The 14,226-nt window shown below is 61.8% G+C and carries 16 protein-coding genes; 7 read left to right on the plus strand and 9 right to left on the minus strand.

Annotated elements, in window-relative coordinates; translation table 11 throughout:
* Nucleotides 1–7: 7 nt before the first annotated feature.
* From AC13QO_RS07200 to AC13QO_RS07210, 3 genes are read left to right on the plus strand one after another with little or no spacing between them, the layout of a single operon-like run.
* Nucleotides 8–871: a type II secretion system F family protein gene (locus tag AC13QO_RS07200; RefSeq protein ID WP_085780994.1), complete on the plus strand. Its 864-nt coding sequence runs from the start codon at nucleotides 8–10 to the stop codon at nucleotides 869–871.
* Nucleotides 868–1,773, plus strand: a complete 906-nt coding sequence (locus AC13QO_RS07205; protein ID WP_085780993.1) for a type II secretion system F family protein — start codon at nucleotides 868–870, stop codon at nucleotides 1,771–1,773. The genes AC13QO_RS07200 and AC13QO_RS07205 overlap by 4 nt, the downstream gene beginning before the upstream one ends.
* Nucleotides 1,774–1,775: 2 nt before the next feature.
* A complete protein-coding gene (locus tag AC13QO_RS07210; RefSeq protein ID WP_085780992.1) occupies nucleotides 1,776–2,651 on the plus strand; it encodes an FHA domain-containing protein in 876 nt (291 codons plus the stop codon).
* 256 nt (nucleotides 2,652–2,907) lie between these two features.
* Here AC13QO_RS07210 and AC13QO_RS07215 read toward each other — a convergent pair whose 3' ends face one another.
* Entirely contained in the window at nucleotides 2,908–3,150 is a 243-nt protein-coding gene (locus AC13QO_RS07215) for a hypothetical protein (RefSeq protein WP_085780991.1), read from the minus strand.
* 575 nt (nucleotides 3,151–3,725) lie between these two features.
* Here AC13QO_RS07215 and AC13QO_RS07220 point away from each other — a divergent pair.
* Entirely contained in the window at nucleotides 3,726–5,483 is a 1,758-nt protein-coding gene (locus AC13QO_RS07220; protein WP_488540291.1) for an adenylate/guanylate cyclase domain-containing protein, read from the plus strand.
* A 243-nt stretch (nucleotides 5,484–5,726) separates the two neighbouring features.
* Entirely contained in the window at nucleotides 5,727–6,497 is a 771-nt protein-coding gene (locus AC13QO_RS07225) for an SDR family NAD(P)-dependent oxidoreductase (RefSeq protein WP_085780989.1), read from the plus strand.
* A gap of 115 nt (nucleotides 6,498–6,612) precedes the next feature.
* Here AC13QO_RS07225 and AC13QO_RS07230 read toward each other — a convergent pair whose 3' ends face one another.
* Nucleotides 6,613–7,512 carry a LysR family transcriptional regulator gene (locus tag AC13QO_RS07230; protein WP_488540292.1) on the minus strand — a complete coding sequence of 300 codons (900 nt, stop codon included), beginning with the start codon at nucleotides 7,510–7,512 and terminating at the stop codon, nucleotides 6,613–6,615.
* 119 nt (nucleotides 7,513–7,631) lie between these two features.
* On the opposite strand from AC13QO_RS07230, the gene AC13QO_RS07235 reads away from it, so the two are divergent.
* Nucleotides 7,632–8,495, plus strand: a complete 864-nt coding sequence (locus tag AC13QO_RS07235; protein WP_085780988.1) for an NmrA family NAD(P)-binding protein — start codon at nucleotides 7,632–7,634, stop codon at nucleotides 8,493–8,495.
* A 91-nt stretch (nucleotides 8,496–8,586) separates the two neighbouring features.
* Here the strand turns inward: AC13QO_RS07235 and AC13QO_RS07240 are convergent, their stop codons facing one another.
* From AC13QO_RS07240 to AC13QO_RS07270, 7 genes are all read right to left on the minus strand, one after another.
* Entirely contained in the window at nucleotides 8,587–9,447 is an 861-nt protein-coding gene (locus AC13QO_RS07240; protein WP_085780987.1) for an NmrA family NAD(P)-binding protein, read from the minus strand.
* Nucleotides 9,448–9,673: 226 nt separating this feature from the next.
* Complete coding sequence (locus AC13QO_RS07245; protein WP_085780986.1) at nucleotides 9,674–10,501, minus strand: aminoglycoside phosphotransferase family protein; 828 nt, start codon at nucleotides 10,499–10,501, stop codon at nucleotides 9,674–9,676.
* A 44-nt stretch (nucleotides 10,502–10,545) separates the two neighbouring features.
* Nucleotides 10,546–10,911 (minus strand): VOC family protein, encoded by a 366-nt coding sequence (locus AC13QO_RS07250; protein WP_488540293.1) that lies wholly within the window; start codon nucleotides 10,909–10,911, stop codon nucleotides 10,546–10,548.
* A 99-nt stretch (nucleotides 10,912–11,010) separates the two neighbouring features.
* A complete protein-coding gene (locus tag AC13QO_RS07255) occupies nucleotides 11,011–11,514 on the minus strand; it encodes an SRPBCC family protein (RefSeq protein ID WP_085780984.1) in 504 nt (167 codons plus the stop codon).
* Nucleotides 11,507–11,854, minus strand: coding sequence for an ArsR/SmtB family transcription factor (locus AC13QO_RS07260; RefSeq protein ID WP_085781273.1), 348 nt, complete (start codon nucleotides 11,852–11,854; stop codon nucleotides 11,507–11,509). Before AC13QO_RS07260 ends, AC13QO_RS07255 begins: the two co-directional genes overlap by 8 nt.
* A gap of 166 nt (nucleotides 11,855–12,020) precedes the next feature.
* Complete coding sequence (locus AC13QO_RS07265; protein ID WP_488540294.1) at nucleotides 12,021–12,530, minus strand: P-loop nucleotide/nucleoside kinase family protein; 510 nt, start codon at nucleotides 12,528–12,530, stop codon at nucleotides 12,021–12,023.
* 72 nt (nucleotides 12,531–12,602) lie between these two features.
* Nucleotides 12,603–13,505 carry a LysR family transcriptional regulator gene (locus AC13QO_RS07270; protein ID WP_488540295.1) on the minus strand — a complete coding sequence of 301 codons (903 nt, stop codon included), beginning with the start codon at nucleotides 13,503–13,505 and terminating at the stop codon, nucleotides 12,603–12,605.
* Between the two features lie 125 nt (nucleotides 13,506–13,630).
* Here AC13QO_RS07270 and AC13QO_RS07275 point away from each other — a divergent pair, with 125 nt between their 5' ends.
* Nucleotides 13,631–13,816 (plus strand): 4-oxalocrotonate tautomerase, encoded by a 186-nt coding sequence (locus AC13QO_RS07275; RefSeq protein WP_085780981.1) that lies wholly within the window; start codon nucleotides 13,631–13,633, stop codon nucleotides 13,814–13,816.
* Nucleotides 13,817–14,226: the final 410 nt, after the last annotated feature.

Raw genomic sequence — 14,226 nt, forward strand, 5'->3', positions numbered from 1 at the left:
TGGAACCATGGACATCAGCCTTCTGCAGATCGTGACGATCGCCCTCGGCGCAGTGACGGCGGGGCTGCTCGTCTGGGGCGCGCCGATGCAATGGCCGGCGCCGCTGCTTCGCGCCACCGAACGCGATATCGCGCTCGCCAGCGAAGCGGCCCAGGTCTTCGGCCGCGACGCCGTGCCGCCCTATACGATGATCCTCGCCTATACCATCACCGCCATCATCGTCTTCGCTCTGATCTCGCTGATCTTCGGGCCGATCTTCGGCATCGTCGTTGCCATTCCCGTCGCCTTCTTCCTGCCCAAGGCGACGATCCGTTATTTCCTGCGGCGCCGCTGGCTGCAGATCGAATCGCAGCTTCCCTATGCCGTCGACCAGATCGTTTCGGCGGTGCGCACCGGCAAGCCGCTCGCTGTCGCCGTCAATGCGGTCGCCGACACCGGCCAGATGCCGGCCTCGCGCGAATTCGAGCGCATCGCCCGCGAACAGAAGCTCGGCATCGGACTGGTCGAAGCGCTCGACCGCCACGGCCGCACGGTGCCGAGCCTGCATTTCAAGATGGTTGACGCCGCCCTCGGCCTGTTTGCCCGCCAAGGCGGCGACATATCCGAGCCGCTGACGGAAATGTCGAAATCCTTCAAGGAGATCTGGAAGCTCGACCAGAAGATCAGCACCTCGTCGTCACAGGCGCGGATGAACTTCCGCGTCGTCAATGGCGGCGCGCTGTTCATGATCCTGATGATCTTCTTCGGCCAGCCGGAGCTGATCGACAAGGTGTTCGGCAACGCCATCGGCATCGTCATCGCGATCGTCGGCGCCATTCTCTATGCCACCGGGTTCTTCTGGATGCGCTCGATGATGAAGGTGTCGGTATGATGTCGGAACTCCCCCTTGCCCCGATCATCATCGTCCTTGCCGGCGTCACTGCGGCGCTCATCGTCTGGTGGATCGGCGATCTCCTCGGCAGCATCAAGGTGGTGCGGCGGTCGGCCGGTGGCGACGGGCCGCCTCCGAATATCGTCGACAGCATCGGCATGCGCACGCCGGTCGAATTCGTGCTGAGGCAGTTCGAGCCGCTTCTGGCCGATTTCGGTGCGCAGCTCGAAAAGAAGCTGATCTATGGCGGCCGGCCCTTCGGCGGCGTGACGGGGCGTGAATATATCGCCCTTCTCGTCGTCCTCAGCCTCTTCGGCTTCATCCTGCTCGGTATGCTGTTCGGCATTGCGAGCGGCAGCGTCATCGGCGGGCTAGCCGCCGGCCTGATCCTCGGCTTCATCCCCGCCATCTACTTCTGGGTCGTCGCCGACGACAAGATGCAGGACCGCAAGGAACGCATCTCGCGCGAATTTCCCTATTTCCTCGATCTCGTCGTCATGACTCAGCAGGCGCAGGCGACCCTGCCGGAAAGCCTGCGGCTCTATGCCGAGGCAGCACCGGGCACCGTGATGACCGAGGAGATCGAGCAGACGCTGAAGGACGTGGCGCTCGGCACCGGCATGATCGAGGCGCTGCAGCGCCTGGAGGCGCGCATGACGGCCGAGGAGGTGGTGCGCGTCATCCGCGCCGTCATCCAGGGCGAGGTCGAGGGCAGCAACCGCGTCGAGCTTTTGCGCGAACATGCGCGCGACCTGCGCTTCCGCCGCTGGGAAAAGGCCGACAGGGCCAGTGAGAAGCTGAAGGCCAAGATTGTCATGCCGGCGATGTTGATCGTCGTGTCGATCCTGCTTCTGGTGCTGGCGCCTGCTATCGTCGAGATGATGTCGAGTGGGATGTTCTGATCATGGTCTTTTCCTTTTTTCGCGGCAACAAACCGAGCCTTCTGCAAACCGGCCCCGGCGGCCAGAGCCGCAGCCATGTGCTCGACCGGGCGGAAATGTCGATCGGCCGGGCAGCCAATGCCGATATCGTCGTCGATGATCCGTTCCTGGCGCCGATCCACGCCCGCATCGAAAAGCAGAGCGACGGCGGCTTCATCATCCGCCGCATGGGGCTGAACCCGATCATGCTGCGCGGTGAGGCGCTGCTGCAGACCGCCTCGCTCAAAACAGGCGACAGTTTCCGTCTCGGCAAGGATGTCGAATTCCAGTTTCTGGAGAAGGCGCCGGCCAAGGAGGCGCCGAAAAAGGAGGCTGCCAAGGCAGACGACGGCAAGCCGAAAAAGCCGCTTTTCAAACAGCCGGCCTTCCTCGCCGCCATAGGCCTCGTCTACCTCGCCGTCGTCGGGATCATCGGCTACGTCATCCTCTCCGGCGGCGGCAGCACGGAGGCCGGCCCGACGGCCGAGCGCATCAATGCCGAAGCTGCCCGCATCCCGACATGCATCAAGAACGCCAGGCGCCTGCGCCAGGTTTCCGAGCAGACTTTCAACGGCGCCGTCGGCGGCCGCGTCGGCCGGGATGGCGATGTCACCTATGCCGCGCTTGCGCTGGCAACCGACCCCGCCGACGACGCGGCGCTGGCAAAAGCGGCGGAGCCGATCGTCGAGGCCTACAAGCGCACGGCGCTCGCCGCCCTTGCCTCGGAAAACCGCGGCAACAACACACTGGCGCAGAGCCTCTACCAGCAGACGTACGATCTCGTTCCCGACGTCAACTGCTCGGCCGCGCGTTTTGCACTGCAGCGGCGCGCCGCCACCAAGCCGCCGGCGCGGCGGTGATTGGCGGTTCGAAACTCTTCAAAACGGCTCGGAGGGTCGACCGGCCAGAGCGCGCCGCAGTCACGCCTACGGCCAAGCCGGCCGGTCGATCAGGCGGCCCGCAGATTCGCCTGGCAAATCTGCGGAACCCCCCGGAGGCACCTTGAGTATGCCCTCGCCACGCCTTTCGCATGACGAAAATCTGTGCGGCAGAGTTAGCCATCCAATGGATTGGCTTTGCCACGTTTGTCCAAACGCGATGCCGTCCGGATTAGCCTCATTTGTTGCCGGGCCCGCTCGAACCGCAGTCGTTGCAGTTGAAGTTCTCCGGGTTGCCCTTGTTTGTTGAGGTGTCCTTGGTGCCGCTGCTGCTTCCTGCATTGTCGTTCGGCGGCGTCTTGCCGCTTTCGCCCATGGTTGTGGTCTCGTCCCGTGAATTGCTGTTGGCAGCAAACGTCGACTGAAGCCCACCGAGCAGAAGTGCGAGGGCGGTGAAAACCGAAAGCGTAAGTCTGGACATGGTACATGCTCCTTGATCGGGGTTCACTAACATCAGGCATGCGCCAGAGCGTTCTTTTGAGATATGTTGGCTCCCCTGGCGTTGGTCGCCAACGGACGACGATTCCTCCGCCTCGCGGCGGGAGCTGAATCGGATGTTAGGATTCTCCTCATTGGAGGTCGGCTATCGGCTTCAACGCGCGATACGCAATCCATCTGACACGTGAGAACGTTTTGCCCATAGCAAAAACCTCCATTTCCGGCTGATCTCTGCAGTCGGAGGAGGATTTATGCCTTCCCATAAGATAGAGAGACTATAATCAGAGCGGCGACAGATCAACTTACTAATTGTGTGATCTTCTTAGTTAATTCGGGCTAAGACGTGAGTAGACTTGCACGCCCGGGGATCGGACTCTATTTGCGTTGACCGCTTCGCGGCTCCTGTTCTGTTGGAGGCGGCACCCTTATGAAGCGTCGCCATATGACGGTCTCAGTGGTATCATGAACCGGCACGGTCGCGGTGTCGGGCAGCCGGATGGTGCATGTTGCGTCAATCGCCTGGACTTCATTCGGCGCATCTCCTGAGGGGAGACAGCCATGGCAACCGCAAGAGCAGAACGGCGGCTGGCCGCGATCCTGGCCGCTGACGTCGTCGGCTATTCCCGCCTCGTCGAACATGACGAGACTGGGACGTTTTCGGCCCTCAAGATTCTGCGCCGGGAGGTGATCGATCCGCTGCTGGCTGAGCATCAGGGCCGTATCGTCAAGCTGATGGGCGACGGTGCGCTCGTGGAGTTCGGCTCGGTCGTCGATGCCGTCGCGTGCGCTGTCGCCATCCAGAAGGGGGTTGCCGAGAACCAAGCGGATATCCCGACGGAGCGACGCATCGTCTTCCGGATCGGAGTCAATCTGGGTGATGTGATCCACGAGCTCGATGGGGATCTCTACGGCGATGGCGTTAACATCGCGGCCCGCCTCCAGACCTTGGCGGATCCGGGGGGCATTTGCATTTCCGGCACGGCCTACGATCACCTCCAGGGCAAGCTTGACTGCGACTTCGAAAACCTCGGCGAGCGCGCGCTGAAGAATATGGAAAGGCCGGTGCGACTGTACCGCCCCCTTCAGGAAAGGACGGCCGCCGGAACGGCATCGTTGAGGTCTGCACTTCCGGAGCGGCCATCCATTGCCGTGCTGCCGTTCAATGCCCTGAGCGCCGAGCCGGAGCAGGACTTCTTCAGCGATGGGCTGACCGAGGACATCACCACCGCGCTATCCAAGCTCAAGGGCTTCTTCGTGATCGCCCGCAACACGATGTTCACCTACAAGGGAAAGCCCGTGGATGTGCGCGCCATCGGGCGCGAACTCGGGGTCCGCTATGTTCTCGAGGGGAGTGTCCGCAAGTCCGGCAGCCGGATGAGGGTGACCGCGCAGCTCATCGATGCGGCCTCCGACGTCCATCTCTGGGCCGAGAGGTACGACGGCGACCTCGGCGAGATCTTCGCCATTCAGGACGAAATCACCGCAAGCGTCGTCGGCCGCATCGGCCCGGAACTCCTGGCGGCGGAGCATGCTCGCGAAAGCCCAAAGCCGCATCATGGCCTTGATGCCTGGGAATGTGTCGTGCGGGCGGTGTTCCTGTGTTCCCAACTGTCTGAGGAGAGCAGCAGGAAGATGCTCCCGCTGCTCGATCGGGCAATCGAACTTGCCCCCGGCTATGCTCAGGCGCTCGCCATGAAAGGTTGGATTACCACGTGGCGCGCGTTCCAGGGGTGGGAGGACATGGGATATGCCTTGGCCCTTGCCAGGGATGTCGTCCAACAAGCCATTGCCGCGGACGATAAGGAACCGTGGACTTACCTTGCGCAGGCGATGATAGCCTTTGCGACGCGCGACAATGTCCTGGCGGTGGCAGCGATCAGCCAGGCTGTCGCGATCAACCCCAACTCCGCGTTTGCACACGGCCAGTTGGGACTTGCGCATGCCAACGGGGGCCGCGCGGCGGACGCCATTCCTTGCATCGACTACGCCCTCAGACTGAGCCCGCGCGAGGCTTTTCTCGGCGACTTTCAGTTTTACTACGCCATGGCTCATTTCCAGGGCGCGAATTACGAACTTGGATTGAGTTACGCACGGGAGGCGCATCGATTGCGGTCCGGCCATGCGGTTCCACTGATCATTGGCACGGCCTGTGCCGGACTTCTCGACAACCGGGAGGCTGCCACGGACTTGCTCGAACGGCTTAAATCGCTAGTTCCTGACATCTCACGGGACGCGGTCGGAGCAACATCTTCTTTCGTCCGCGCCGAGGATCGGGCGCGTCTGATCGAAGGACTTACCCGTGCCGGCCTGAATTGACGGGTTGGATTGACCTCGAGAACCGATAGTGGCGTTAGCTACCGAATGCTGCAACGCTGCTTCTTGCATGTCTCAACGCCTGAGCGCCCGCCTCGTCCTTCGAGGCCCTGCGGGGCTCCTCAGGATGAGGCTCTCTTGAATCCTGGCGCTACAGTCCGGCGGGGATGCCGCTGCACATGCGCAGAGCATCTGGCATCCGCGCCGACCCTGGCATAAATTGATTTCATCAAGGGAGGAACCATTATGCAGAGGCATGCGCCGGACTTCAGCCTTGAGGGCAAAGTGACTTTGGTAACAGGAGCGAGCCGCGGTATCGGCCGGGCTTGCGCGCTTGCCTGTGCCGCGGCAGGCTCCGATATTGTTTTGGGAGTTCGCAATGTCGCAGTGGCGGCGGAGCTGGTCGCGGAAATCGAGGGTGCGGGGCGAAAAGCCCTCGCCGTTGAACTGGACCTTCCCAACAAGGCCCATATCGCACAAGCCATCGACGCGGCGCTGACGGCATTTGGCCGGATCGATGTCCTCGTCAACAATGTCGGCGTGGCTCCAGGCAATCTCGCCGAACTCGTCGAGGAGAAGGACCTCGACGAGATCCTCGATGTCAACATCAAGGGCACCTTCCTGATGACGCAGGCCGTCGGTCGTCAGATGATCAAGCAGAATGGCGGCCGGATCATCAGCATCAGCTCACAGGCCGGCACCGTGGCGCTCCGCGGCGAGGCAATCTATTGCATGAGCAAGGCGGCCATCAATCACCTCTCGCGCTGCCTTGCAGCCGAATGGGCACGCTACAATATCACCGTCAACACCGTATCGCCGACCTTCATCCACACGGATGGGACGGCACCCTTTCTATCCGACCCCGCCAATCGCCAAGCGACGCTCGATCACATTCCCCTCGGCCGGATCGGTGAAACCGATGACGTGGTGGGCGCCGTCGTGTTCCTAGCATCGCCGGCGGCGAGCCTGATCACCGGCGCGAACCTGCTGGTGGATGGTGGCTGGTCCGTCGCCTGAGGCCAGCCCACGCCGTCGGCAAGTGCGATGCGACTTATGCCGCGCTTTTGCGGCCGCTGAATCCGTCCGAAGATGCTGGTGGCAAAAGACTCCGAGCCGATCTCCGCAGCGGCATCTAGCCGACGATTTCGACGCAGAAATCAATAAAGGCTCGGACCTTGGCCGGTACGTGATGGCGAGAGGTGTAGAAGCAGTGCAACGGAAAGGTCTCATCGGGCCAATCCGGATAGAGATCGACCAGCTGGCCGCAATCGAGATAGGGCTTCATGCCGAGCGAGAAGACCTGGGCAATGCCGATCCCGGCGAGACAGGTAGCAAGGGCCGTACCGGCATCATTGACGAGGATGCGCCCATGCGTTTGGATCGGCACGACCTTCTTTCCGCGTCGCAACTCCCATTCGAAAGGCCTGCCCGTCAAAGGGTCCTGATACTGGATGCAGGTATGATCGGTCAGGTCTGCAGGCAGCTTCGGCGTGCCGTGCCGTGCAAGATAGGACGGCGCGGCAACCGTGATCACCCTCGTGCGAAACAGCTGCCGGGCAATCAGCGAGCTCTTCGCCGGGATTTCGCCGAAGCGCACCGCCACATCCATGCCGTCGGCGACAAGATCGCCGATCTCGTTCCTTGTCACCAGCTCGAGCTGAAGATCGGGATAGCGGTCGAGAAAGGTGCCTAGCTTCGGCGCGAGGATCAGCCGCGAAAAATACGGATCGACATTGATCCGCAGCCTCCCACGCACCGTCTGCGTCGTTCCGGCCGCATAGGCAGCGGCTTCTTCGATGCCGCCAAGTAGCGGCACGACCTGCTCGTAGAAACGCATACCGTCATCGGTGAGCCTCAGGGAACGGGTCGTCCGCTCGAGCAGGCGCACGCCGATGCGGCTCTCAAGTCGCGCCACCGCCCGGCTGACTCCGGAAGCTGTCAGCCCCAGCGCCTCGCCGGCCCGGGCAAAACTGCCGCTCTCAACGACGGCGGCCAGCACGCTGACCCCATTCAGCAATCGTCCGTCGAACATCATCCAATTCCTGATATTTTGTCATGAATTATCTGACAAAAGGGCAATTCAGTCAAAAGCGACTTTGGCGCATCTTTTCTTTCATCGCGGCGCAAGCCGCTGCCAAAAGGAGTCCGAGAATGTTTGCCGTGACTGGAATAACAGGTCAGGTTGGCGCCGTGGTCGGCGCGAAATTGATGGATCAGGGACTGCCTGTCCGTGCAGTCCTGCGCAATGCGGAAAAAGCAGGCGCCTGGCGGGATCGCGGAGCGGAAATCGCCATTGCCCAAATAACGGACGCGTCGTCCCTTGCCCTCGCCTTCGAAGGCGCCGAGGGCGTCTTCCTGCTTCTGCCGCCAAGCTTCGATCCCGCGCCGGGTTTCCCGGAGGTAAAGGCAATCATCGAGGCGCTGAAGACGGCGCTCACAAAGTCGTCACCGAAGAAGGTGGTCTGCCTATCGACAATCGGCGCTCAGGCAAAGCAGGAGAATCTGCTCAGCCAACTCGGCCTCTTCGAGCAGGCAATTTCGACACTTCCGATGCCGGTAGCGTTCCTGCGCGCCTGCTGGTTCATGGAGAATTCAGCCTGGGACATCGCGCCGGCAAGGGAGAGCGGCATCATGCCAAGCTTCCTGCAGCCGGTCACCAAACCCGTGCCAATGGTTTCCGTGCGCGATGTCGGCGCCACTGCGGCTGAAATGCTGCAGGAGGACTGGACCGGTAAACGCATCGTCGAGCTTGAGGGTCCTTTCCGCATCACGCCGCTGCAAATGGCGGACACCTTCTCTACCGTGCTCGGCAAGTCGGTCCGTGCCGAGCCGGTTGCAAGGGAGACATGGGAAGCGCTGTTTTTGAGCCAGGGCATGCAGAACCCCCGACCCCGTATGCGCATGCTTGACGGCTTCAACGAAGGCTGGATCGAGTTCGAAGGCGGCGAGGCCCGATCGCGCAAGGGCACAACGACCTTTGAGACCGCTATCCGCAAACTGGTCGAACGCGGTTGATGAAAACGCCGTGGCGGCTTCAGCGATCCCATGGAGGTCGCCACCTGAAGACGAGGCGCCTGCCCCGGCACAAGTCCCATACGAAGGCGCGTCAGCACGAGTCCCGAACGAGCCCATCTATGTATGTCTGGAGCGAGATCGATCCGCGAATTGAACCCTCGGGATATTCGGGGCCATCGACGGTGCGCGCCGTCATCCTGGCGTATGAGTGGGCTGCCGCGTCGGAGAAGCCCAAATTGCGGTATGCGTCTTCCCAGGTTTCGCGCGGGATCACCTCGACGCGAACTGTCCGTCCGATGGCGGCGGCGAAGGCTGCGGCAACGTCATTGGGAGAGTAACGTTCCGGCCCTTCGACGGGGTATATGCCGATCCGGTCGATCGGCTCGTGCAGGAGCCGCGCGGCCACCTTTCCGAGATCCTCCGGCGCGACCATCGGGAGCTTGAGATCGGCCGGGAGCATGGTCGATAGCACGCCGTCCTTCGTGACAGGCCCCACCATCGTGTCCCAGTTGCTGTAGTAATAGGCTGCGCGGATGATACTGGCGGGGATCGGCTGGCTTCGCAGCCCCGTCTCCAGTTCATAAAGGACATTGAGATCGCCGCATTGCTCGCCCGGCTGCGCGCCCATCGTTGATTGCGCCACCACCTTCTCCAGTCCAGACCCTTCGATCGCCTCCAGCAGGCAGCGCACGGTCTCGCGTTCCTCCCGATCCGTATCGCTCGCGATGTCAGCGTTGGGGTTCAGCAGGAAGGCCCGCTTCCCGCGGCGGAACACCGTCCGCAGCGAGGTGACGTCGTGGACGTCGGCGAGCGCGACTTCTGCGCCCCGCTGTCGCCATGCGTCCGCCTTCTCAGGGTTTCGCGCGACGATGGTGACAGCTTCGCCCTGGTCGAGCAGCGTCTTCGCCACTGCGGAGCCGACGCGCCCCGTCCCGCCAACAATGATGTACATCGGTCATGCCTCCCGCAATCATGCCGAGCACAACACTTCGCTCCCGCCAAAGGTTCCCTTGCCGGCGCAGGCGCAGTGCACGGATGCGAAGCTCTAACCGGCGGCTCTGAGAAGAGCCGGAAGCAACCATCGGATGGGCCAGTGACTTGGGCGAACCATGGTGGCTGCAAGAAATCCCAGGGTCTCAATCCAGCTGTCGCCTCCCCCGCGCCATATGATCCAGAGGCTATGACGACGCACCAAGTCGCTGTACCAATTCCCGTGCGTGTTGTTCCATCCAGGCCACTTCGAGCGCGCCTTCGTCAAGGACGCCACGGCGTTCCAATTCGATTTCCCATGCAGAGCCTGAGGCAGCGAGATTGCGCATGTGTTGCTGCATCTGCCGCACCCTTTCGATGGCTGCCCGCATGATCTCAACCTCCGGCTCTATCCCATAGGCGTCGAGGAACAGCTGGAAGCGCCGCGCTTTCTCGCGGATGCCTTTCGGCAAACCATGCGCTTCGCATTTGTCGTCTCGCCAAAATGGCACCCAACGCCACGCAATGAAGCCGAGGTCCCAGGAGCGTGGTCCTGGTGCTGCAGCATCCCAATCGATGAACGCGACAGGGAGGCCAGCTTGGAAGACGGTATTCCACGGTGACAGATCATTGTGACAGATCGTTTCGACGGGTTCCCGAGGTTGAAGACGCCAGTTGCGCTCATTCCAGGGGAAGCTTGCTGCAGCATCGTGGTAGGATCGCAGCAATTTCCCTAATTCGGCAAGGGCTCGGTCGCTCCAGACGTAGTCGGGAAGCCGGACGTCGAAGCGGCCAAGTTGATCAGGGATGAAGCCTTTGCCCAAGCCGACTTCACCTTCAATGTAAGTGAGACATTCGCGTCCCTGATCATCGAAGCCGAGCGCACGGGGAGCCCCCTCGAATCCTTGCCGTTCAATGTGGCGAAGCAGGTCGAGGACGGCGGAAGACCATGCGCGGCCACCGCGCCGAACCGTGCCGCCGACCCGGACAACATTGGAATCTGCGCCGCCTGTGAGAGGAATTTCCGGCTCGCCCATGCCCAAGCTTAGGCACGGGCAAACCAGAGGGTCAAGCCGCGGCCCTATCTTCGCCGCGTATCGAACGGCCGAGAGGGCGGCTCCGCAAGGGTGATGCGATTGCCGTCCGGATCCGCGATCTGGGCGATCCTTCCGTAGTCGCCCTCGGATTCACCTGTGAGCGTCACGCCAATCTCTTCGAGCGCTCCGCAGGCTTCATCCATTTTCGGCACCACAATCGTCAGCCTGCCGAAGCCGGCATTCTCCTTGTCGAGGAAGATTTGAATGTTCGCTCCGGCGACATTTCGCCATTGGATCAACGCCTCCATGGGGCGATCATCGGGCTCCCGCTCGAACAGCTGAGTGTAAAACTTCTCCGCCTTATCCATGTCTGCAGTTGCGAGCGCGGCGTAGATTCCCTGGATCAGCATTGTAACTCCCCTTTCTTACCGCCTCCACGGTAATGAAACAGGACGAGTTGCGTTCCAAACCTGCGTGGATGGCGGCAAAGGCGGTCTGAAGGCCGTCCGCTACTCGGTCAGGCTGGGAAGCAATTCGTCGAGCTGTTCCAACTGCTCCGGCAATGCGACAGCCGAGCCCTGGAGTGCTTCCTCAAGCGCCTCCCTGGACGGATAGACTTCCTGGAAAATCACAAGCGTCTTCCCGCCTTGGTCCTCGAAGGTCACCGTCGTGATCGCGCCCTCTTCGCCCTCGTCGTTGGTCCAGACGATGCGCTCGTTCGGCACCACCTCGAGATACTTGCCATAGAAGGCCATGGTGTCCGAACCACCGGCGCCGAATTCCAGCCGATATTTGCCGCCGGTGCGGACGTCCATGTCGCACGATACCAGCGAAATCCCGGGTACCGATTTCGGCACCCACCAGCGCTGGAACAGCTCGGGCTGGCTCCACGCCCTGTAAACCGTGCTCGGCGGCGCATCGAATATCCTGGTTATCACGAGTTCGCGATCCCCTCTGCGCTCGACCGACGTGCGGATCTGCGCGCTACCTGCCCTTTCAACCTGCTCAGTCATCGCTTCCCTCCTGTTTTATTTCGTTGATGATTTCATCCAATGCTTCGAAGCGGGCCTCGAAGAGCTGGCGATGCGCCTCGATCCACTCGGCCTCCGCCTTGAGGCCGCGTTTCCCAAGCTTGCAGGTCCTCACCCGTCCGACCTTCTGCGTGACGACGAGCCCCGCCCGCTCGAGAACCTGGACGTGCTTCTTCATGCCGGTCAGCGTCATCTGGAACTTATCCGCGAGACTGGTGATCGACGCGTCGCCTCGCCCAAGCTGATCGATGATCCCGCGGCGGGTCGCATCGGACAGCGCCGCGAACGAGAGATCGAGGGGAGGATCTAAATACTGAACCATATGGTTCAGTGTATAACGCGCTCGCATCGAAAGCGCAAGCGTCCCGAGCTTTCCTGCCGTGGATCGATCATTCGAGGTCATGAACCGCGGCGGCGGCAGCGAAAGATAATCTAGCGCCGGCCTACAACAGTGATCGAGCGCTTCGCATCCGATGCAGCTTAGGACCTCAGGTGAGTTGAGCGAGGATATCGTCGACGACACCTGTAATGCTACCCGCCGTGTCGATATTGATACCGACGGGAAGATGCTCCCGGGTCTTATGGTAACGGAGCACCAGAGCCCGCTCGGCCGGCTCGAAGCCCGGCTCATCGGGGCGCCCATCCAATCGCCGGTTCAAAGTCTCGACGTCGATGTCGAGAACGAAAACCTTGTCGAACAGGTGCAGGAATTTGTGGAAATTGCGCGAGCCGCCACAGAAGAAAGTGACAGGGTGGGTGGTGTCGGCAGCAATGGCCCGGACCCTTTCGGCAGGCCAGATCCAATGCGCATATCCCCAGGCAATGCGGTCGGCGCCATCGGGCGGTCCTGCGAGTGCACGGCCTATCTCGGGGTCGCCCACATATGCCAGGACGCGGTCGCCATGGACAACATTGTAGCCCCGCCGCTCCAGTTCGGAAGCGACAGACGTTTTTCCAGTGCCCGAACTGCCTTCGATCAAATAGTTCCTAATGCCCATGAGCGCTTTTATCACGGGCTTTGATCCGGTGAGAAGAGTCACCAGGCGGACGATGTGCCGACATGCCCGTCGCTATGTCACGTCGATCTGCTTAGCAAACCGTTCCACCAGGAAATCGATCACCGTCCGCAGCATCGCTGTCGGGCGCCGGTTCGGGGCGTAGATGAGGAACATCGGCACAGGCCTGTAGGACCATTCCGGCAGTACATGCTCGAGCCGGCCTTCGGCGATGTCGGCGGCGAGCAGCAGTTCCGGCTGAAGCACGATTCCCGCACCGCTGAGCGCTGCCATGCGCAGCGCCGCGCCCTGGTTCGTGGAGAACTTTCCGGAGATCGGCACGTCGCGCACTTCGCCGCCCGGCCCGACCAGGTGCCAGAGATCCGACATACGCCAATAGGAGTGGCCGAGGCAGAGATGGGTCGTCAGATCCTCCGGCGCCGCCGGTCGGCCATGGCGGGCAAGATAGGCTGGCGCGGCAGCGAGGATGCGCCGATAAGGCGTGAGCGGTCGGGCGACGAGGCTGCTGTCTGAGAGCGGGCCGATGTGGATGCCGAGCTCGAACCCCTCGCCGACGAGATCATGGACATTGTTGTCGAGCGACAGCTCGATGCTGACGTCGGGATAGGCGTTCTGGTATTCGATCAGCGCCGGCACCAAGACTTGCGTGCCGAAGCTGACGGGCGCCACCAGCCGAAGCCGGCCGCGCGGCGCTGATTGCAGCTCGCTCGCCGAGGCCTCGGCCAGCGCCACTTCGGCAAGCGCGCGCTTGCAGCGCTCGTAATAGAGCTGGCCGACCGCCGTCAGCTGATGGCGGCGCGTGGTGCGATGGATGAGCTTCGCCCCGAGCCGGGTCTCGATCGTCTTGATGTGCTTGCCCACCATGGCAGGCGACACCTGCGCGATCTCCGCGGCCGCCGCGAAACTGCCATTGTCGATGACCCTGACGAACATCGCCATGCCGGCCAGCTTGTCCATGATTGCCTACCTCAGGGTTTTGAATGACGACACCGGCAGCTTATTTATCAACCTCACCATTTACAACATAGTCATCATGCCGGCGCCAAGGCGACGGACAGCACCAACCCGACGAAGGAAAAACCATGCCCATTCTTCACCTGCAGATGCATCCCGGCCGCACCAACGAGCAAAAGCGCGCCTTCGTGCGCGAAGCGACCAAGGCCGCCGTCGACACCCTGGCCTGCCCGCCGGAATCGCTGGAAATCCTGATCACGGAGATCGCCAAGGATTCCTGGGCGGTTGGCGGCAAGCTGAAATCTGACGCTTGAGTGACGACTGCAGCGTCAAGGCTCCGGCTGCGGTAAGCCGGTCATAGCATTGGAAAGGGAGCCAGCACTCGGCTCCCGTGCTTAGCGGGCTAGGGCAGCCGCAGGTCCACCGCGCGGGCCTATGGAAAGCCGACCTTTGGATTTAGGCCCCGAGCAGACTTCTTCCTTTACCGAAGAGAAAGGCTGCTTCGCGCCTACATCTGGCCGTTAAGCAGTTTTCCTTGCTCACCTAAAGCGGACTTCCTGAGCGGCCAGTCCTCGGTTGACCGTGGCTGTTTTCGCTTTGTATGGACGTGTCGCCTGTAGGCGCTCCTTGACGTGGCAATTGTGTGTGGTGACGGCAGAATTGCAACTCACGACCGAGAAAACACGATTCATTGGTGGCGGAATTTGGTCTGCTCTCTTCCATT

It is taken from the genome of Rhizobium sp. CNPSo 3670, assembly GCF_057784555.1.

Bases quoted from the DNA above. Each gene is read 5' to 3' on its own strand.
- AC13QO_RS07240 (WP_085780987.1), bottom strand. From the start codon at position 9,447: ATGTACATCATTGTTGGCGGGACGGGGCGCGTCGGCTCCGCAGTGGCG.
- AC13QO_RS07260 (WP_085781273.1), bottom strand. From the start codon at position 11,854: ATGGTTCAGTATTTAGATCCTCCCCTCGATCTCTCGTTCGCGGCGCTG.
- AC13QO_RS07235 (WP_085780988.1), top strand. From the start codon at position 7,632: ATGTTTGCCGTGACTGGAATAACAGGTCAGGTTGGCGCCGTGGTCGGC.
- AC13QO_RS07270 (WP_488540295.1), bottom strand. From the start codon at position 13,505: ATGGACAAGCTGGCCGGCATGGCGATGTTCGTCAGGGTCATCGACAAT.
- AC13QO_RS07220 (WP_488540291.1), top strand. From the start codon at position 3,726: ATGGCAACCGCAAGAGCAGAACGGCGGCTGGCCGCGATCCTGGCCGCT.
- AC13QO_RS07230 (WP_488540292.1), bottom strand. From the start codon at position 7,512: ATGTTCGACGGACGATTGCTGAATGGGGTCAGCGTGCTGGCCGCCGTC.
- AC13QO_RS07205 (WP_085780993.1), top strand. From the start codon at position 868: ATGATGTCGGAACTCCCCCTTGCCCCGATCATCATCGTCCTTGCCGGC.
- AC13QO_RS07200 (WP_085780994.1), top strand. From the start codon at position 8: ATGGACATCAGCCTTCTGCAGATCGTGACGATCGCCCTCGGCGCAGTG.
- AC13QO_RS07210 (WP_085780992.1), top strand. From the start codon at position 1,776: ATGGTCTTTTCCTTTTTTCGCGGCAACAAACCGAGCCTTCTGCAAACC.
- AC13QO_RS07245 (WP_085780986.1), bottom strand. From the start codon at position 10,501: ATGGGCGAGCCGGAAATTCCTCTCACAGGCGGCGCAGATTCCAATGTT.
- AC13QO_RS07215 (WP_085780991.1), bottom strand. From the start codon at position 3,150: ATGTCCAGACTTACGCTTTCGGTTTTCACCGCCCTCGCACTTCTGCTC.
- AC13QO_RS07275 (WP_085780981.1), top strand. From the start codon at position 13,631: ATGCCCATTCTTCACCTGCAGATGCATCCCGGCCGCACCAACGAGCAA.
- AC13QO_RS07265 (WP_488540294.1), bottom strand. From the start codon at position 12,530: ATGGGCATTAGGAACTATTTGATCGAAGGCAGTTCGGGCACTGGAAAA.
- AC13QO_RS07255 (WP_085780984.1), bottom strand. From the start codon at position 11,514: ATGACTGAGCAGGTTGAAAGGGCAGGTAGCGCGCAGATCCGCACGTCG.
- AC13QO_RS07250 (WP_488540293.1), bottom strand. From the start codon at position 10,911: ATGCTGATCCAGGGAATCTACGCCGCGCTCGCAACTGCAGACATGGAT.
- AC13QO_RS07225 (WP_085780989.1), top strand. From the start codon at position 5,727: ATGCAGAGGCATGCGCCGGACTTCAGCCTTGAGGGCAAAGTGACTTTG.